This window comes from Hydrocarboniphaga sp. (assembly GCF_965279055.1).
Taxonomy (GTDB): domain Bacteria; phylum Pseudomonadota; class Gammaproteobacteria; order Nevskiales; family Nevskiaceae; genus Hydrocarboniphaga.
On record NZ_OZ257125.1, the window covers coordinates 1,366,145 to 1,383,022 of the forward strand.

16 protein-coding genes are annotated in these 16,878 nt (G+C 66.8%); 4 read left to right on the plus strand and 12 right to left on the minus strand.

What is annotated here, in order from left to right:
• The first annotated feature begins 8 nt into the window (after positions 1–8).
• The gene (locus ACQZF9_RS06285; RefSeq protein WP_428312400.1) at positions 9–1,688 is read left to right on the plus strand and encodes an FAD-binding protein; all 1,680 of its coding nucleotides are present in this window, start codon (positions 9–11) and stop codon (positions 1,686–1,688) included.
• A 45-nt stretch (positions 1,689–1,733) separates the two neighbouring features.
• Here ACQZF9_RS06285 and bfr read toward each other — a convergent pair whose 3' ends face one another.
• The 3 genes from bfr to ACQZF9_RS06300 form a co-directional block, all read right to left on the minus strand.
• Positions 1,734–2,201, minus strand: coding sequence for a bacterioferritin (gene bfr, locus ACQZF9_RS06290; RefSeq protein ID WP_428312401.1), 468 nt, complete (start codon positions 2,199–2,201; stop codon positions 1,734–1,736).
• A 99-nt stretch (positions 2,202–2,300) separates the two neighbouring features.
• Positions 2,301–2,774: a Cys-tRNA(Pro) deacylase gene (gene ybaK, locus ACQZF9_RS06295; RefSeq protein WP_428312402.1), complete on the minus strand. Its 474-nt coding sequence runs from the start codon at positions 2,772–2,774 to the stop codon at positions 2,301–2,303.
• 3 nt (positions 2,775–2,777) lie between these two features.
• Positions 2,778–4,055: a TIGR03862 family flavoprotein gene (locus tag ACQZF9_RS06300; protein ID WP_428312403.1), complete on the minus strand. Its 1,278-nt coding sequence runs from the start codon at positions 4,053–4,055 to the stop codon at positions 2,778–2,780.
• A 100-nt stretch (positions 4,056–4,155) separates the two neighbouring features.
• On the opposite strand from ACQZF9_RS06300, the gene ACQZF9_RS06305 reads away from it, so the two are divergent.
• A complete protein-coding gene (locus ACQZF9_RS06305) occupies positions 4,156–4,644 on the plus strand; it encodes a YajQ family cyclic di-GMP-binding protein (protein WP_428312404.1) in 489 nt (162 codons plus the stop codon).
• A gap of 64 nt (positions 4,645–4,708) precedes the next feature.
• Here the strand turns inward: ACQZF9_RS06305 and ACQZF9_RS06310 are convergent, their stop codons facing one another.
• The 6 genes from ACQZF9_RS06310 to ACQZF9_RS06335 all read right to left on the minus strand — a co-directional run bounded on the left by ACQZF9_RS06310 (position 4,709) and on the right by ACQZF9_RS06335 (position 12,267).
• Entirely contained in the window at positions 4,709–5,350 is a 642-nt protein-coding gene (locus ACQZF9_RS06310) for a hypothetical protein (RefSeq protein ID WP_428312405.1), read from the minus strand.
• Between the two features lie 102 nt (positions 5,351–5,452).
• The gene (locus ACQZF9_RS06315; protein ID WP_428312406.1) at positions 5,453–6,550 is read right to left on the minus strand and encodes an ABC transporter transmembrane domain-containing protein; all 1,098 of its coding nucleotides are present in this window, start codon (positions 6,548–6,550) and stop codon (positions 5,453–5,455) included.
• A gap of 575 nt (positions 6,551–7,125) precedes the next feature.
• Positions 7,126–8,253 (minus strand): glycerophosphodiester phosphodiesterase, encoded by a 1,128-nt coding sequence (locus ACQZF9_RS06320; protein WP_428312407.1) that lies wholly within the window; start codon positions 8,251–8,253, stop codon positions 7,126–7,128.
• Between the two features lie 26 nt (positions 8,254–8,279).
• Complete coding sequence (locus tag ACQZF9_RS06325; protein ID WP_428312408.1) at positions 8,280–9,710, minus strand: UdgX family uracil-DNA binding protein; 1,431 nt, start codon at positions 9,708–9,710, stop codon at positions 8,280–8,282.
• Positions 9,711–9,744: 34 nt separating this feature from the next.
• Positions 9,745–10,962 carry a putative DNA modification/repair radical SAM protein gene (locus tag ACQZF9_RS06330; RefSeq protein ID WP_428312409.1) on the minus strand — a complete coding sequence of 406 codons (1,218 nt, stop codon included), beginning with the start codon at positions 10,960–10,962 and terminating at the stop codon, positions 9,745–9,747.
• A gap of 84 nt (positions 10,963–11,046) precedes the next feature.
• On the minus strand, positions 11,047–12,267 hold the full coding sequence (locus tag ACQZF9_RS06335; protein WP_428312410.1) for a hypothetical protein: 1,221 nt from the start codon (positions 12,265–12,267) through the stop codon (positions 11,047–11,049).
• A gap of 245 nt (positions 12,268–12,512) precedes the next feature.
• Here ACQZF9_RS06335 and ACQZF9_RS06340 point away from each other — a divergent pair, with 245 nt between their 5' ends.
• Complete coding sequence (locus tag ACQZF9_RS06340; RefSeq protein WP_428312411.1) at positions 12,513–12,737, plus strand: AbrB/MazE/SpoVT family DNA-binding domain-containing protein; 225 nt, start codon at positions 12,513–12,515, stop codon at positions 12,735–12,737.
• A 9-nt stretch (positions 12,738–12,746) separates the two neighbouring features.
• Positions 12,747–13,199 carry a type II toxin-antitoxin system death-on-curing family toxin gene (locus ACQZF9_RS06345; protein WP_428312412.1) on the plus strand — a complete coding sequence of 151 codons (453 nt, stop codon included), beginning with the start codon at positions 12,747–12,749 and terminating at the stop codon, positions 13,197–13,199.
• 12 nt (positions 13,200–13,211) lie between these two features.
• On the opposite strand, the gene thiC is transcribed toward ACQZF9_RS06345, so the two are convergent.
• The 3 genes from thiC to ACQZF9_RS06360 all read right to left on the minus strand — a co-directional run bounded on the left by thiC (position 13,212) and on the right by ACQZF9_RS06360 (position 16,747).
• The gene (gene thiC / locus ACQZF9_RS06350; RefSeq protein ID WP_428313381.1) at positions 13,212–15,080 is read right to left on the minus strand and encodes a phosphomethylpyrimidine synthase ThiC; all 1,869 of its coding nucleotides are present in this window, start codon (positions 15,078–15,080) and stop codon (positions 13,212–13,214) included.
• Between the two features lie 249 nt (positions 15,081–15,329).
• Positions 15,330–15,893 (minus strand): NUDIX hydrolase, encoded by a 564-nt coding sequence (locus tag ACQZF9_RS06355; protein WP_428312413.1) that lies wholly within the window; start codon positions 15,891–15,893, stop codon positions 15,330–15,332.
• Complete coding sequence (locus ACQZF9_RS06360) at positions 15,890–16,747, minus strand: 23S rRNA (adenine(2030)-N(6))-methyltransferase RlmJ (protein ID WP_428312414.1); 858 nt, start codon at positions 16,745–16,747, stop codon at positions 15,890–15,892. The genes ACQZF9_RS06355 and ACQZF9_RS06360 overlap by 4 nt, the downstream gene beginning before the upstream one ends.
• Positions 16,748–16,878 lie beyond the last annotated feature (131 nt).

A 16,878-nucleotide genomic window follows, 5' to 3' on the forward strand; every position in this document is an offset into this window, starting at 1 on the left:
CTGCGCCGATGAACCAGACCATCCAGCCACCACGCCTGATCGACGACGTCGACGCCTTTCCCTGGGACGACCACGCCGATCTGATCGTCGTCGGCCTCGGCGGCGCCGGTGTCGCGGCGGCGCTGGAAGCGCTCGAAGGCGGCGCCGAGGTCATCGCACTGGACCGCTATGAAGGCGGCGGATCGAGCGCCGCCAATGGCGGCGTGTACTACGCCGGTGGCGGCACCAGCATCCAGCGCGAGGCCGGCGAGGACGACAGCGCCGAGCAGATGTACCAGTACCTGAAGATCGAAGTCGCAGGCGTGGTCGGCGACCGCACCGTGCGCCGCTTCTGCGACGAGAGCGTCGCCACGTTCGAGTGGCTGCGCGCGCACGGCGCGCCGTTCAACAGCAAGCTGTGGAAGAAGAAAACCTCGTATCCGCCGCTGGATCATTTCCTGTATCACCCGGACAGTTCGCTGACCGCGCCGTACATGCGCCGCTCGAAGCCGGCCGCGCGCGGCCATCGCACGCACATGCGCAATGGCACCAAGCCTTGGGGCCTGGGTGTCGCGCTGTACGCGCCGCTACGCGACGCGGCGCTGCGGCTCGGCCTGCGCTTTCACCGGCATGCGGAGGTGCAGCAGCTCGCAGTGGACCGCGACGGCCGCGTCGTCGGCGTCAGGGCGCTACAGGTCGAGCCCGGCACCGCGCAGTCGGCGCGCTACACGCGCGTGATCGCGGCCGCGAGCAAGTGGCTGCTGGCCTTGCCGCCGACGTTTCCGCTGGCCTTCCTGACGATCGCGCTGGGTCGCTGGCATCTGCGCCGTGCGCAGGACATCCAGCGCCAATGCAGCCGCTCGCACTGGTATCGCGCGCGCCGCGGCGTGCTGCTGTCGGCCGGCGGCTTCATCCTCGATCGCGAACTGCTGCGCGAGCACGCGCCGCGCTATATGGCCGGTCACCCCAATGGCACCTTGGGTGACGTCGGCAGTGGTCACCGGCTCGGCGCCTCGGCCGGTGGGCGGCTCGATCTGATGGACCGCATCAGCGCCTGGCGTTTCATCAATCCGCCGGCGGCCTGGGCCGCGGGCATGCTGATCAACGCGCGCGGTGAGCGTTTCGTCAACGAGACCCTGTACGGCGCTTCGATCGGCGACGCGGTGATGGCGCAGCCGGACGGAAAAGCCTGGCTGGTGTTCGATGCCGCGCAGCGCGCCGCGGCATTGAAACAGGCACGCGATCCGCAGATCGTGCCGTTCCAGCGCGACGTCGCGCGGCTGAACTTGAGCTTCAACACGATCAAGGCGGCGACGCCGCGCGAGCTGGCGAAGCGGCTGGGTTGTGATGCGACGCGTCTCGTCGAAACCCTGGACGCGTACAACCGCATCGCGCGCGGCGAACTCGACGACCCTTTCGAGAAGCGACGCGAAGAATGCCAGCCGCAGCTGCAAGGCCCGTATTACGCGATCGACGCCTCGATCCACAGCCGCCTGCTGCCGATGGCGACGATGACGCTCGGCGGCCTGCGGGTCGATGAAGACAGCGGCCGCGTGCTGAACGCGACGGGCGAGATCATCGCCGGCCTGTATGCGGCCGGCCGCAGCGCGATCGGCGTGTCGTCGAATATCTACGTCAGCGGGCTGTCGTACGCCGACTGCATCTTTTCGGGCCGCACCGTTGGCCGGCATATCGCGGCGCTTTTGTAGCCCGGGTGCAACCCGGGTTTCACCCGGGCTACAAAATCCAGAAACTTACTCGACCTTCGACTGCAGATAATTCGGCAGCCCCATCTTGTCGATCAGGCCGAGCTGCTGTTCCAGCCAGTGGGCGTGATCTTCTTCGGTGTCGCGCAACTGCGGCAGCAGCAGGTCGCGCGAGACGTAGTCGCGTTCGCGTTCGCACAGCGCCATTGCCGCCTGCAGGTTGGCGCGCACTTCGTACTCGGTGGCCAGATCCTTCTGCAGCATCTCGGTCACGCTGAGGCCGGCGCTGAACGGGGTCGGCTGCATCACCGGCTCGCCGCCGAGGAACAGGATGCGCCGCAGCAGCACGTCGGCGTGCTGGGTTTCTTCCTGCATTTCGTGATCGATGCGGCGATACAGGCCCATCAGGCCCAGATGCGCATAGCGCCGCGAGTGGATGAAGTACTGGTCGCGCGCGCTCAGCTCACCGCGCAGCAACTCCTTCAGACATTCGACGACGACCTGCTGCCCTTGCATGATTCCACCTGCACCAAAATGAGCCTTCATTATGACGGCTGCGGATTTTCGATGACGAAACCGCAACGGGATCGATAGGCGTTCTCAGCTGGCGCGCGCTTAAGCGATGAGGTCTGCGGTGACCGCGTCCAGTGCGCGCTGCAGATCAGCTGGTACCAGCTTCGCCTGAAGCCCGCGCTGGCCGCCGTTGACGTAAACGTAGGGTTCGCCCAGCGCAGTGCGCTCGATCGCGGTCGGCAATTTGCGGCGCTGGCCGAAAGGGCTGACGCCGCCGACCTTGTAGCCGCTGATACGCTCGGCGTCGGCCACCGGCATCATGCCGGCGCTCTTGCCGCCGAAAGCCGCGGCGACTTTCTTCATGCTCAGCTCGCGGTCGGATGGCAGGATCACGCAAACCGGTTTGCCGTCGACCAACGCCATCAGGGTTTTCAGCACGCGGGACGGCGGCTCGCCCATCGCTTCGGCGGCCTGCAGGCCGATGCGCGGGCTGTCCGCGTCGTAGTCGTAAGTGCGCGTCTCGTACGCAATGCCTTGCTTGCTCAGCCACAAGGTCGCGGGTGTTGCCTTCGACATGCCTCAGCCCGTGTCGCGAAGATTTCGATGGAGCCAGCCGACCGCGCCGAGTGCCGCGCGCCGTCCGCTGGCGAAGCAAGCGGTGAGCAGGTAGCCGCCGGTCGGCGCTTCCCAGTCCAGCATCTCGCCGGCGCAGAACACGCCCGGAATCGCCCGCAGCATCAGCTGCTCGTCGAGCGCTGCGAGGCGCACCCCGCCGGCGCTGCTGATCGCCTCGGCAAGCGGCCGCGTGCGCCGCAACGTCAGCGGTAGCGCCTTGATCGTCGCGGCGAGTTGCACGGCGTCGTTGAACGCGTCCTTGGGCAGCACTTCGTAGAGCAGGCCGATGCGCAGGCTGTCGAGGCCGGCGGCGCGGCGCAGATGTTCGCTCAGCGAGCGTTTGCCGCGATACAGGCCGATGTCGCGCTGCAGCTTGGCCGCGTCCTGGTTCGGCGCCAGGTCGAGACGGATCGCGACCCTGCCCTGGGCGGCGATGGCCTCGCGCAGCGGCGCCGACATCGCATAGATCAGTCCGCCTTCGAGGCCGGCGGCGGTGATCATCAGCTCGCCCTGCTGCGAGTGCCGCGTACCCTGCGCATCGTCCCAGCTCAGCACGACGGGCTTCAAAGGCTGGCCGGCGAAGCGCGACGAAAAATGGGCGCTCCAGTCCAGCTCGAAGCCGCAGTTCGACGGCCGCAGTGGCGCGATCGCATCCGCATCCGGCGTCAGCCAGGAGGTCCAGGAACCATCCGAGCCCAGCTCCGGCCAGCTGCCGCCGCCGAGGCCGAAGATCACCGCGTCAGCCTGCGCCTGCAGTTCGCCGCCAGCGCTGGAGAATTTCAGATCGATGCGTCCGTCGTCACGCCGTGCAACGCCGACGCAGCGATGCTCGACATGAAAACGCAGGCCCTGCGCACGCAGCCGCCGCACCCAGCCACGCAGCAGCGGCGCGGCTTTCATGTCGGCCGGGAACACGCGCCCGGAACTGCCGACAAACGTCTCGACCCCCAGCTCGCGCGCCCAGTCGCGCAGGGCTCCGGCGCCGAACCCGTCGAGCCATGCGCCGACTTCGGCGCTGCGCTCGGCGTAACGCTGCGCGAAGTCCGCCGCCGGCTCGCCATGCGTCAGATTGAGACCGCCCTTGCCGGCGAGCAGAAACTTGCGGCCGACCGAGCCCATGCGCTCGTACAGGTCGACCTCGAAACCCGCCGCGCGCGCGACTTCAGCCGCCATCAGCCCGGCGGGGCCGCCGCCGACGACGGCGATGCGACGATGCGATGCGGATTCGGGAGCCACGATCATGCGTGATTATCGGCGATATGCCTGCCGCCGGCAGCGCCGCTGTGGCAAGTCGCGGCGGACTTTCCGATACTGGCCGCCGTTCCCGTACACGGCTGCCACCATGCCCTCATTCGATATCGTCTCCGAAGTCGACAAGCACGAGCTGACCAATGCCGTCGACCAGGCCAAGCGCGACCTCGAGAACCGCTACGACCTGCGCGGCACCAATGCCGCGTTCGAGCTGGACGTGGAGAAATACACGGTCAAGTCGACCGCGCCCAGCGAATATCACCTGACCCAGCTGCTGGAGATCCTGCACAAGCGCCTGGCCGGCCGCGGCATCGATCTGCGCGCGGTCGAGGCCGACGATCCCGAGACCAACCTCGCCGGCGCGCGCCAGAACATCACGATCAAGCAGGGCATCGAGCAGGTGCAGGCGAAGAAGATCATCGCCAAGCTCAAGGAAGCCAAGCTCAAGGTCGATGCCTCGATCAACGGCGAGAAGCTGCGCATCAGCGGCAAGAAGCGCGACGACCTGCAGACCGCGATCGCCTTCCTGCGCAAGTCGGAGCTGGAACTGCCGCTGCAGTTCGAGAATTTTCGCGATTAGATCAAGCGGGCTGCCCGCCGCCGGTCGCGAGCCAGCGGCGGGTCCGCGAACTTTCTGCGCGGTCCTAGGGCGCGGATACCGCGCTGGCCTGGGCACCGCCGTGGCCGGTCTCGAAGCGAGCCAGCATTTCCATGGACTCGAGGCTGACGACCTTGTGCGCGTCCAGGCCGGTGTGCAGCACGTAGTCGACGCCGTCGAAGAACAGGAAGCTGGGCTTGCCGTTGGCGGCCAGATACACCGCGTCGCGCGCGCTGGCCACATAGCCGAACTTGGGGATCAGCAACTTCTGCGACAGCTGCGCGACATAGGCGAGCTGATCTTTCGGCGTGACGCGATCGGGCACGTCGAGCTCGGCGACCTTCCAGCTGCCGCAGTAGGCGCGGTCGTGTGACCAGTGGCGGTCGCCTTCGTTGATCGCGACGTAGACACAGGTCTGCGCGCCGGCGGCGGCCTTGTCCGCGGGCGGCTGGGAGGCTTCGTCGTGCAGGCGGTCGGCCATGCCGCTGCCCGCGGCTTCGCTGCGGATTTCGAAGTAGTCGGGACGGCCGTCGCCGTTCAGATCGGGCCCGTTTTCGGCAGCCGAGCCGGCGCCGGGCGGCGCGTAGTCGATGACTTTGAGCGCACCGGCCTGGACGGCGGTGACGCCGAGAAAACTGACGGCCACGGCCAGTGCGGCCTGGGTCCAGCGGGTGTGTAGATATTTCATAGGGGTGCTCCTCGCGATAGTCGGTCGCCGTGCTTAAATGCGCGGCGGTAACCAGCTAGCGGCGCGGGCGTTTCGCGCCTTGATACGCAAATAGCAAAAGGCTTACACCGTTTGCGCGGCGTTTTCGACCGCCGGTCCCTGGTTTTCCGACTCGCGCAGCAGGTCGCGGAACAGGCTCTGGCGCCCCTGCAGTTCTTCCGCGGTGCCGCAGTCGACGATGCCGCCCTCGGCCATCAGCACCACCTTGTCGAACTGGTCGAGCACGCTGAGGCGATGCACCGAGGCGATCAGTGTCGTTTCCGGCAACTGTTCGCGCAGGCGTTGGAACACACGGCCTTCGGTCACCTGGTCGAGTGCGCTGGTCGGCTCGTCGAGCAGGATGATCGAACTGGCCTGTGCAACACCGCCCGCGCCGCCGACGCTGCCGATCAGCAGCGGCGCGCCGCCGGCGCTGCTGCCGCGATGCGCCTGCCAGGCATAGATCGCGACCAGGCTCCAGCACAGCGCCACGCCGAGCAGATCGACCGCGCACCACTTGGCTTCGGTCAGCACGATGTTCCTGCGCAGCGGCGCGAAGATCGCAAACAGGCGATTGCCGAGCAGCGCGCGCGAGGCGGCGCCGACGCGCAGGCTCAGCACCGTCGATACATTGCCGAGCAGGTCGAGCAGGCCGGCGACGTAGCGGCGCTCGGCCGCGTTCTCGGTCACCTGCAGCTTCATGATCGCCCGATCGAAGCGCAGGATGATCACGGCCAGCACGATGTAGCCGGCCAGCGCGACGCCGCCGGCGGTGAGTGAAATCAGGCTCAGCGCGACCAGCGGGCCGACCAGGTTGACCGCGTTCTGCAGGTAGATGAACTGGTTCTGCGTGAACTCGTACAGCGCACCCGTGGCCTGCTGCGTGCGGTGCTGCACTTCGCCGGAGTGATGCTGCTCGTGCCAGCCCAGCGGCAGCGCGATCAGCTTGCTGTAGATCGCGTCGGCGGCGTTGGCGCGCACGCGCATGCCGACGACGCGTTCCATCACGCGGCCCGGGCCGTGCAGCATCCATACCGCGGCCTGCACGCCGACAATGCCGAGAATCATCCAGCCGGCATGCGCGATGCTACCGCTGCCGGACAATTGCACCGCGTTGATCGCCGAGGCAGCCAGCATCGGAATCAGCAGCTTGATCGCGCTGGAGGCACCGAGCATCGCCATCGCGGCGATATACGACGCGCGCGCGCCGGCGGCATAGCGCCAGATGTCGCGATACAGCTCGGGCAGGGTCGCGGCAACGCGATCGGCGCGCGGCTTTTCTGCCGGCTGGAGGATGAATCGAGCGGGTCGGCGGTGTTGCCGGCGGCCAGGAAGGCGGTCATTTCATTCACGGCGCGACGCGCCGCAGGACAACGGGAGAACAGCGGATGCGACGGTTCTTTGCAGGCCTTGTCGCGAGGCCGGACCAGCAGCAGCTGTTACGACATCGGTGTCTTCATCCTGAAGCGAGCTCTACGGCAGAGAGCGATGCCGTGGCGCCATTATCCTGCAGCTGGACGCTTCTTGAGCAGGCGCCAGTGTCGATATTTCATACCGGCGGTCCGCCGGGCGGCGCATGGCCGAGCCTGTAGGAGCGGATTCTATCCGCGACTCAGGCTTCGCCGGCACAGTCGCGGATAGGATCCGCTCCTACAACTGCGGCTAGTCCGCTGCATCGGTGGAAAAGCATCTGGATAGCGGTGCCAGCGCGCTGTGATGGCGCCGATAGCCAGGTGCGATTTCATCGATGCAGTGGACTAGGGCTGCAGAAACGCGTCCACCGCCGCCCGCGCGACGAAGGCATCGTCGCTGAATAGGCCGTCGATCCCGGCGCGCAGAAACCGCGTGATCTCGCCGAAGGCGTCGCCGCGTGCGGTCTTGTCGGCTTGTGAGCGGAAGTCCGTCGGCAGGAAGTGGTTTTCCGGGCGAAAAGTGTAGGGATGCACCAGCAGCCCGGCCGCGTGCGCGTCGGCGATCAGCGCGGTCGGCGCCAGCAGCCGGCCGTCGGCGTCGCGCGGGATCAGCATGTTCTTGTCCGGGCCGATGCCGGTTGCATAGCGCGCCACTTCCTTCAGGCCGGCCGGCGTGATCATGTCCGCATAGCCAAACGTCGAGCCGGCGGCGACCGCGTCGTAAGGCTGCTCGGGCGGCGCGCCCATCAGCTGGATGATCGGCAGATCGGTCTTCGCGCGCATCGCCTTCAGGTTGGCGACTTCGAAGCTCTGGATGAACACCGGCGCATTTTTGCCGGCGTAGCCGTTGGCGGCGAGCTGATCCAGCAGCCGCTGCTCCAGCGGCAGGCCGATGCCCTGGAAATAGCTCGGATGCTTGGTCTCCGGATAGATCGCGATGGTGCGGCCGGTTTCGATGCTCTTGGCCTTGGCCAGGTCGATGACTTCCTGGAACGTCGGAATCCGCCAGACGCCGTTGTAGCGCGTGTTGCCGGGGCGGATGTCGGCGATGCGCTCCCGGGCGCGCAGCGTGCGCAGTTCGGCGAGCGTGAAGTCCTCGGTGAACCAGCCGCTCAGCACGACGCCGTCGATGGTCTTGGTGGTCTTGCGCGCGGCGAATTCGGGATGTTCGGCGACGTCGGTGGTGCCCGAGATTTCGTTCTCGTGGCGTGCGACCAGCACGCCGTCTTGGGTCGCGACCAGATCGGGCTCGATCACGTCGGCGCCGTATTCGATCGCCAGGGTATACGAGCCGATCGTGTGTTCCGGCCGGTAAGCCGAGGCGCCACGATGGGCGATGACGATGATCTTCGGTAGCGGCTTGAGGCTCATGGTCGATGTCGGTCGGGCGGTGCCGGGCGCCGAGCATGCGGCGAGCGCGGGCAGCATGGCAACCAGCAGCGCGGCGGCAAGCCGGAGACTGAATGTTTTCATTTTCGCAATTCCGGGTTTCACTCGCGCTACTCGCTCAGCATCTGCAGATCGCGGACGAAATCGCGGTAGCCCTGGTCGCGCGCGGCCTGCTCGGGCAGCCGCAGCAGATAGGCCGGATGTACGGTCGCGATCGCGCGCACGCCGTTGCCCAGCTCGCGCCATTGCCCGCGTTGTTGCAGCAGTTTGAAGTCGCTGCCGAACAGCGCGCTCGCGGCCATGCTGCCGAGACAGACGATGATCTGCGGCTGCACGCGCGCCAGCTCGGCGTCGAGCCAGGGCCGGCACGCGGCCTGCTCGCGCGCGCCGGCGCGCTTGTGCAGGCGCTCCTTGCCGCGCGCCTCGAACTTGAAGTGCTTGACGGTGTTGGTCACGTACATCGCAGCGCGGTCCAGGCCGGCGGCGAGCAGGGCCTGATCCAGCAGTTGCCCCGCCGGACCGGCGAAAGGCTTGCCGCCGAGGTCTTCCTTGTCACCGGGCTGTTCGCCGATCAGCATGATGCGCGCGTCTTCCGGGCCGACGCCGAACACGGTCTGCGTCGCCGGCTCCCACAGCGGGCAGCGCCGGCAGTCTTTGGCCTGCGCGCGCACGTCGGCCAGGCTGCCTTCGACGAAGAACGGCGCGTCGATCCGTGGCGCGGCCGCTTCGCTGATGCGCTTGCGCGGCACAGTCGGCGCGGCCGCGACCATGGCCTGCGCGCGCGCCGGTGCGTCGCGTATCAGCTGCGGAATCAGCCGCGCTTCCGGCAGGTTCTTCCAGTATTTGACCGGCATTTCGCTTTTCATCGCGCCGATCTTGAGCCGCGCCGGATTGAAGATGCTGGCGTAGTAGCTGCGCCACAGTTCTTCCAGCAGATCGTCGCTGGGCGCCTGGTCGCGCGTTGCGCCGCGATCGAAGCGCAGCTCGCTGCCGTCCCAGTGCGCGCTGCGGTACGGCGTCAATATCGACCAGTGCATGCCGGCGAAACGGCGCACGAAGAACGGCGCGACGCGCTCGACGATGTAATGCTCGGGCTCGAACCAGCTGACGAATACCGGCGGCAGCTCGTCGCCGCGCGCAAGCTCGCGAAAGCGCACGAAGGCGGTCATCTTGTGCAGGTCGCGGCCGACGTTCTTGCTGTGCGCGAGCGCCTTGGCGACGTCGTCGTCGGTGATCAGCTTCATCAGCTGCGGCTCGCCATGCGTCAGCCGCCACAGCATCCGGTACAGCAGCGCGTGACGCTGCGGATCGCGATGCGCGATCACGCGATCCGCCAGGCTCATGAATTCGCGCGGCACCCTGGCCTGCGACGCGCCGGCGGGCGGGGGCGGCAGCGCTTCATCGCCGCCGCCGAACAGGCTCGCCTCGCTGCCGACGATCCAGGTGACGTGCTCGGGCGCGATCTCGGCCTGTAGCAGCGCGCGTGCGCGCCCGCGCCACTGCGCGAAGTCGACCCCGTCCTGCAGTTGCACGCTGATCATGGACGCGGCAACAAACCCCGTTCCTCGCGAGGGCTCAAGCAAACAGATCCGCCTGCTGCGGCGCGACCAGTTGACTGCGCAGCGTCGTGCTCTCGGCCTGCGCGCGCGGCCGGTGATCGACGGTGATCACGAACGGCGCGACCTTGCGCGTTGGCACGCGCAGCTTGCTCAAATCCTCGAAGCGCAGCTGCTTGTGCATGCGCAGTTCGAGCAGGCGGTCGACGGTCTTCACGCCGAGGCCGGGCACGCGCAGCAGGGTTTCGCGGCTGGCGACATTCAGATCCACCGGGAAATACTCGCGATTGCGCAGCGCCCAGGCAGTCTTCGGATCGACATCCAGGTCCAGATTCGCGTGCTCCGCATCGGGTGGCGCGATGTCGTCGACGCTGAAGCCGTAGAAGCGCAGCAGCCAGTCGGCCTGGTAAAGACGATGCTCGCGCTGCAGCGGTGGCGCGATCAGCGGCAGCGCTTTCGAGGCGTCCGGAATCGGGCTGAACGCGCTGTAGTAAACCCGGCGCAGGCCATAGTTGTTGTACAGATTGTGGCTGGTCTTCAGCACCGCGCGATCGCTGGCGTCGTCGGCGCCGACGATCATTTGCGTGCTCTGGCCGGCCGGTGCGAAGCGCGGTGACTTGGGCTCGGCCCGGGCCTCGTCGATCGACAGGCGCAGCGAGCCCATCGCGGCGCGGATGTCGCGCAGGTTTTTTTCGGGGGCCAGATTATGCAGGCCGCTTTCGGTCGGCATTTCGATGTTGATCGACAGCCGATCCGCCCAGCGCCCGGCCTCGGTGATCAGCTCGGGCGAGGCGTCGGGAATGGTCTTCAGATGAATGTAGCCGCGAAACCGGTGATCGACGCGCAGGCTTTTCGCGACGCGCACGAGCTGCTCCATCGTGTAGTCCGCGTTGCGGATGATGCCGGACGACAGGAACAGGCCTTCGATGTAATTGCGCTTGTAGAAATTCAGCGTGAGATCGACGACTTCCCTGACCGAGAACCGCGCACGCTCGACGTTGCTGCTGCGGCGGTTGATGCAGTACACGCAGTCGTAGGTGCAGAAATTGGTCAGCAGGATTTTCAGCAGCGAGATGCAGCGGCCGTCCGGCGCGTAGGCGTGGCAGATGCCCATGCCTTCATTGGAGCCGATGCCGCCGGTGCCGATGGAATCGCGCTTGTTGCCGCCGCTGGACGAGCACGAGGCGTCGTACTTGGCGGCGTCGGCGAGGATCTTCAGTTTGGCGCCGATTTCCATGGGTCTATCTTGATAGCAGCGGCGCCGAAAGCAACCGGGCCGGCGTGGAGCCGGCCCGGCGCAAGCTAGACGCAGCCGCTACAACTACATCTCCGGCGTCGCCGCCAGCGCGGCACGGCCCAGCGCCGCCAGGAACGGAATGCCGGTCTGGCTGTAGTCGTAGCGCTCGTCGTTGATGCCGCCGTCGTTGTTGCAATAGATCACGGCGCCGATGAAGCACTCGACGCCGGTGTTGGCGTCGCGGATGTAGCGCACGTCCGACACGTGGCCCAGGCCCTTGCCGGATTTGCCGATCAGGCTCAGCGAGTCCGGCTTGGTGTCGCGGCTGTCGCCGATCACCAGGTAGTTCGAGTAGCCGTCGGCGAAGCGCGTGGTGCCATAACCCGGATCGGTGGAACCGCGCGGCAGGGTCTGCATCAGGCTCAGCAACTGGTTGCGGGTCGCCGTCGGTATCGCCCAGCGGTGCTTGGCCGGCGCGGTCTCCGGGTAGATCAGCGCCACCAGCATGTCGTGCAGATCCTGCAGCGGCAGAAAGTTGTAGCGGGTGAAATCGTGCGGCCCCTGGACGATCTGGCCATTGGCCTGCGTCCAGGCCTTGCCCTTCATCGCCTGACCATACGGATAAAGGAATTCGCGACCCTGGCGTTCGCGCCACTGCGTCAAGGTGCGGTTGCTGGCGGTGCTGACCAGGCGGCCGCCGCGGGTGGTGACGACCTCCTTGGTCTCGTCACCGCCCAGGTGCGCGATCAGCCGCGAGTTGGCGTAGCCCATGCGGCTCAGGCCGTCGTAGATGTCGTCGGTGCCGAGGAAGTCGAACAGGCGGTTGTAGGGCGAGGGCTCGTCGACGGCGAAGATCCGGCGCAGGCTGCGCGAGACTTTTTCCGCCGCGGGCTCGTCGGCCGCCCAGACGCCGCCGGGCTTGCCTTCCAATTCGATCGCGGTGTCCAGGTCCAGCCGCCAGCCGCCGAGGTTCTGCGCGGCCAGCAGCGCCAGCGGCAGGCTGGCCATGCCATTGGCCGGGTACCAGCGCTCCGGCACCACGCCAAAGGTATAGCTGCGCGGAATCTGCACCTTGCCGTCGACGCGGCGCACCGGCGTGTAGACGATCTGCACTTCGTTGGCCGGGTCGTTGGCGAGGACCGACAGCTCTGGCGGCAGCCGGCCCAGGATCGCGTCCCAGACGCCGGGCACATCGGTTTCGGACAAACGTGGGCGCGGGCCGACCGGCTTGGCATAGCCGGCACAGCCGACCATCGAGGCGCCGGCGAGGGACGCGCAGGCTTTGAGAAACTCCCGTTTTTGCAAGTGCAGCACTCCGTGAGGCAGGGCGGGGGCGCCCAAGCTGCCACAGACGCAGTTTGCGTTCCATGACAGCGGCGGCGCCGCGCGCGGGGTATTGATCGTGGGTAGTCGAGGAGCCTGTAGCGCCCGCCGACGATGACGGGCGCAAGCATGACACGCCCGCGCCACCGCGCTCCATGCGTTTTTCCGCTTACGGTGATCGCCCGTGGGGTGTTATAACTTAAGTAATATTTATCGCCGAGACTGCCATGCAACTGAAGATCATCGCCGTCGGCAATTCCGCCGGCGTGCTGCTGCCCAAGGAGCTGCTGGCGCGACTGCGCGTCGACAAGGGCGACAGCCTGTACGTCGCCGAGACCCCGGACGGGATCAAGCTGATGCCGCACGATCCGGAGCTGGCAGCGCAGATGGAGGTGGCCGAGAGGGTGATGAGCCGCCGCCGCGGCCTGCTGCGCAAGCTCGCCGACAGCTGAGCCCGTGCGGTGATTGTCTGGATCAGGCGCGCGCTGGTGAGCTTGCTGCACGATCGGCAGATCGCCGAGCACGGCGGCTCGGCTGGGCTGCGCGACGAGGGTCTGCTGGAATCGGCGCTGGCGCGGCCGCAGCAGTTGCATCACTACGGCGATCCGCCGCCGGACCTGGCCGATCTGGCCGCGAGCCTGGCCTATGGTCTGGCGAAAAATCACGCCTTCGTCGATGGCAACAAACGCAGCGCCATCGTTGCCTGTGAAACCTTCATCGAGCTCAATGGCGCGACGCTGGATGCCAGCGATCTGGAGCTGTATCCGATCGCGCTGGAGCTGGCCGAAGGCGAAATGAGCGAAGCCGAGTTCGCGGCCTGGCTGCGGCCGCGTTTGCGAGTGCACGCTGCCGCGCAGTCGATACAAGAAAAACGGCCACGCTATAAGGCGCGGCCGCGGTCTTCCAAAGCCTGAAGCGAATCGCGGTTACAGCTTTCGATAAACCTCGGCACCGGCATTCTTGAACTCCGCCGATTTCTCCGCCATTCCCGCCGCCAGCGCGGACTGCTCTTCGGCACCGATCTTCGCCGCGTAGTCGCGCACGTCCTGCGTGATCTTCATCGAGCAGAAGTGCGGGCCGCACATGCTGCAGAAGTGGGCCAGCTTGGCGCCTTCCTGCGGCAGGGTTTCGTCGTGGAATTCCTGGGCCTTTTCCGGATCCAGACCCAGGTTGAACTGGTCCTGCCAGCGGAATTCGAAGCGCGCCTTGCTCAGCGCGTTGTCGCGCACCTGCGTGCCGGGGAAGCCTTTGGCCAGATCGGCCGCGTGCGCGGCAATCTTGTAGGTGATGATGCCTTCGCGCACGTCGTCCTTGTCCGGCAGGCCGAGATGTTCCTTGGGCGTCACATAGCACAGCATCGCGCAGCCATACCAGCCGATGTTGGCTGCGCCGATGCCGCTGGTGATGTGGTCGTAGCCGGGCGCGATGTCGGTGGTCAGGGGCCCAAGCGTGTAGAACGGCGCCTCGAAGCAGTGCTGGATCTGCTCCTCCATGTTCTCCTTGATCAGCTGCATCGGCACATGGCCGGGGCCTTCGATCATGGTCTGCACGTCGTGCTTCCAGGCGATCTGGGTGAGTTCGCCGAGCGTGTGCAGTTCGCCGAACTGGGCCTCGTCGTTCGCATCCGCGATCGAGCCTGGGCGCAGGCCGTCGCCGAGCGAGAAGCTGACGTCGTAGGCCTTCATGATTTCGCAGATTTCCTCGAAGTGCGTGTAGAGGAAATTTTCCTTGTGATGCGCCAGGCACCACTTGGCGAGGATCGAGCCGCCGCGCGAGACGATGCCGGTCATGCGGTTGGCGGTCCACGGGATGTAGCGCAGCAGCACGCCGGCGTGGATCGTGAAGTAATCAACGCCCTGTTCGGCCTGCTCGATCAGCGTGTCGCGGTAGATCTCCCAGGTCAGCTCTTCGGCCTTGCCGTTGACCTTTTCCAGCGCCTGGTAGATCGGCACCGTGCCGATCGGCACCGGCGAGTTGCGCAGGATCCACTCGCGCGTTTCGTGGATGTTCTTGCCGGTGGAGAGGTCCATCACGGTGTCGCCGCCCCAGCGCGTGCTCCACACCATTTTCTCGACTTCTTCGGCAATGCTCGACGTGACCGCAGAGTTGCCGATGTTGGCGTTGATCTTCACGCGGAAATTGCGGCCGATGATCATCGGCTCCAGTTCCGGGTGATTGATGTTGGCCGGGATGATCGCGCGGCCGCGCGCGACTTCCGAGCGCACGAATTCGGGCGTGATCTGCCTCTGCAGGAACGCGCCGAAGTCGTTGCCCTTGTGCTGGCGGCGCAGGTAGCCGGCGGCCTCGTAGCTCGGCCGCAGTTCTTCGAGACGCGCGTTTTCGCGAATCGCGATGTACTCCATCTCCGGCGTGATGATGCCTTTGCGCGCGTAATGCATCTGGCTGACGTTGGCGCCGGCGATGGCCTTGCGCGGTGCGCGGATGTGCTCGAAGCGCAGGTCGCGGGTCTTCTCGTCGGCCGCGCGGATGCGGCCGAACAGCGAGCTCGGGCCGCGCAGCTCCTCGGTGTCGCCGCGTGCCTTGATCCAGGCATCGCGCACGCCGGGCAGGCCCTGGCGCAGATCGATCTGCACGTTCGGATCGGTGTACGGGCCGGAGGTGTCGTAGACCGTGACCGGCGGGTTCGGCTCGTCGCCGCTGGCGGTATGCGTCGGCGTGAGGCTGATTTCGCGCATCGGCACGCGAATGCCGCTGGGGCCGTCGACGTAGATTTTCTGGCTGGACGGAAACGGCTTGCGCATGTCGGCCGACAGTTCGTCGGCGCGGCGGAACATGTCGGGGAGCGGGGCTAGCGGCAGATTCATCGGCGGGCATCCACGGTTGTCGTACGAACGGGGATGCACTGCAGCGCGCACGAGTGTGCGTCTTTGCGAGCCATCCCTACGCCGGCAGAGCCGGCCAGGTTCCAAGGGTCTGATCTCAGCCCGTCGCGTTGCATTGCTTGGGCACCCCCGGCTACGCCGCTACCTTAGGCGAGAACGGCGGATCCGGCAAACCGTGCCTGCCTGGAATCGGCGCCTGGATCAGCCCTTGCGCCGCGCCTCGCGCGCCAGGAAATGCAGCGCCGCGTAGATCCGCGTGTCGACACTCAGGCCGGCGGCGCGTTGCAGGTCCAGCCAGTCGTCGACCTGGTCGGTCGGGATGCAGTGCACCGTGATGTCCTCGCCGTCGACACCGCCGCCGTCGTGCACCCGGCTCAGGCCGCGCACGCGGACGAAGTAGCTGGTCTCGGCGGTCAGGCCGGCCGCGGTCGGCGCCGAGGTGATCAGCTCGGCGCTGGCGCCGCGAAAGCCGGTTTCCTCTTCCAGCTCGCGCAGGCCGCTGGCGCAGGCGTCTTCACCGGCGAACTCGGCGCTGTCGCCGATGATGCCGGCGGGCAGCTCGATGCTGCGGCAGCGGATCGGCCAGCGGTATTGCTCCACCAGCACCAGTTCACCGGCGTCGGTCACCGCGACGACGAAGCCGGCGCCGCTGGAGTGGGGCCGCACCACGTATTCCCAGTGCCCGCGGCGCAGCAGCCGCAGCCACTCGCCTTCGTGCAGCACCTGCACGTCCGGCTCCACAGGGCGGCGCGGGGGCTTGTTCATTTGCTCGTCAGACATTCGGCCTCGGTCTTGATCCAGCGGGTTTCGATGGTCGATTTGGGGCCTTGCGACAGGCCGCGCGCGATCGCGTCCAGCGCCGGCTTCATGGTCTCTTCGAACTTCCACGGCGGGTTCAGCACCGCCACGCCGCAGACGTGCATCTGGCCCTGCGCCGGCGCGCCGTTGTCGAAGCGGAAGTCCAGCACCGGCTTGGGCGAGGCCTTGGCGATGCGCCGCAGGAAGCGGTCGGCCTCGAAGCGCTTCTTGACCGGGTACCAGACCAGATACTGGCCCTGCAAAAAGCGCGTCTGCGCGGTCTGCAGGAAGTCGCCGATCTGGTCGAACTCGGACAGCGCCTCGAACGGTGGGTCGATCAGCACCAGGCCGCGCTTCTCGGCCGGCGGCAGCGAGGCGGCCGCGGTCTCGTAGCCGTCGCGGCGCAGCACCGTGGTGTTGGCGCGCGGCGCGGCCTGGCGCAGCTGCCATTCCAGCGCGTCGGCGACCTCGGCGATCTTCTCGACCAGCAGCAGCCGGTCGCCGGGTCGCGCCAGGCCGGCGGCGATCACCGGGGAGCCCGGATAGACCGTGCCGTCGCCGGCCAGCGCCAGATAGCGCTGCAGCGTCGGCGGCCCGGAACCGGGTTTACCGGCCTGCAACAGTCGGCCTATACCCTGTCGCCATTCGGCCGTGGTTTCGGCCGCGGCTTGGCGCAGGTCGTAGCGGCCGGCACCGGCATGCGTGTCCAGGTAGAACCAGGGCTTGTCCTTGGCGTTGAGGGCGTCGAGCAGGCCGACCAGCAGCGTGTGCTTGAGAACGTCGGCAAAATTGCCGGCGTGGTAGTGATGTCGGTAATGCATGGACCTGGGAAATCGAACCTGAGTTGATGCGCTTGGCAACGGGTCGCGGCATGATGATGATGCGGCCCGTCATTTGCTTCCAGATAAGAGTAGGCCATTGAAGGCCTATCCAGTAGGTATCGTCGTCGATT

Coding starts and splice junctions, on each gene's coding strand:
- ACQZF9_RS06325 (WP_428312408.1), bottom strand. CDS start 9,710: ATGATCAGCGTGCAACTGCAGGACGGGGTCGACTTCGCGCAGTGGCGC.
- ACQZF9_RS06360 (WP_428312414.1), bottom strand. CDS start 16,747: ATGCATTACCGACATCACTACCACGCCGGCAATTTTGCCGACGTTCTC.
- ACQZF9_RS06285 (WP_428312400.1), top strand. CDS start 9: ATGAACCAGACCATCCAGCCACCACGCCTGATCGACGACGTCGACGCC.
- ACQZF9_RS06305 (WP_428312404.1), top strand. CDS start 4,156: ATGCCCTCATTCGATATCGTCTCCGAAGTCGACAAGCACGAGCTGACC.
- ACQZF9_RS06300 (WP_428312403.1), bottom strand. CDS start 4,055: ATGATCGTGGCTCCCGAATCCGCATCGCATCGTCGCATCGCCGTCGTC.
- bfr (WP_428312401.1), bottom strand. CDS start 2,201: ATGCAAGGGCAGCAGGTCGTCGTCGAATGTCTGAAGGAGTTGCTGCGC.
- thiC (WP_428313381.1), bottom strand. CDS start 15,080: ATGTTCCGCCGCGCCGACGAACTGTCGGCCGACATGCGCAAGCCGTTT.
- ACQZF9_RS06330 (WP_428312409.1), bottom strand. CDS start 10,962: ATGGAAATCGGCGCCAAACTGAAGATCCTCGCCGACGCCGCCAAGTAC.
- ACQZF9_RS06320 (WP_428312407.1), bottom strand. CDS start 8,253: ATGAAAACATTCAGTCTCCGGCTTGCCGCCGCGCTGCTGGTTGCCATG.
- ACQZF9_RS06310 (WP_428312405.1), bottom strand. CDS start 5,350: ATGAAATATCTACACACCCGCTGGACCCAGGCCGCACTGGCCGTGGCC.
- ACQZF9_RS06355 (WP_428312413.1), bottom strand. CDS start 15,893: ATGAACAAGCCCCCGCGCCGCCCTGTGGAGCCGGACGTGCAGGTGCTG.
- ybaK (WP_428312402.1), bottom strand. CDS start 2,774: ATGTCGAAGGCAACACCCGCGACCTTGTGGCTGAGCAAGCAAGGCATT.
- ACQZF9_RS06315 (WP_428312406.1), bottom strand. CDS start 6,550: ATGGCGATGCTCGGTGCCTCCAGCGCGATCAAGCTGCTGATTCCGATG.
- ACQZF9_RS06340 (WP_428312411.1), top strand. CDS start 12,513: ATGCAACTGAAGATCATCGCCGTCGGCAATTCCGCCGGCGTGCTGCTG.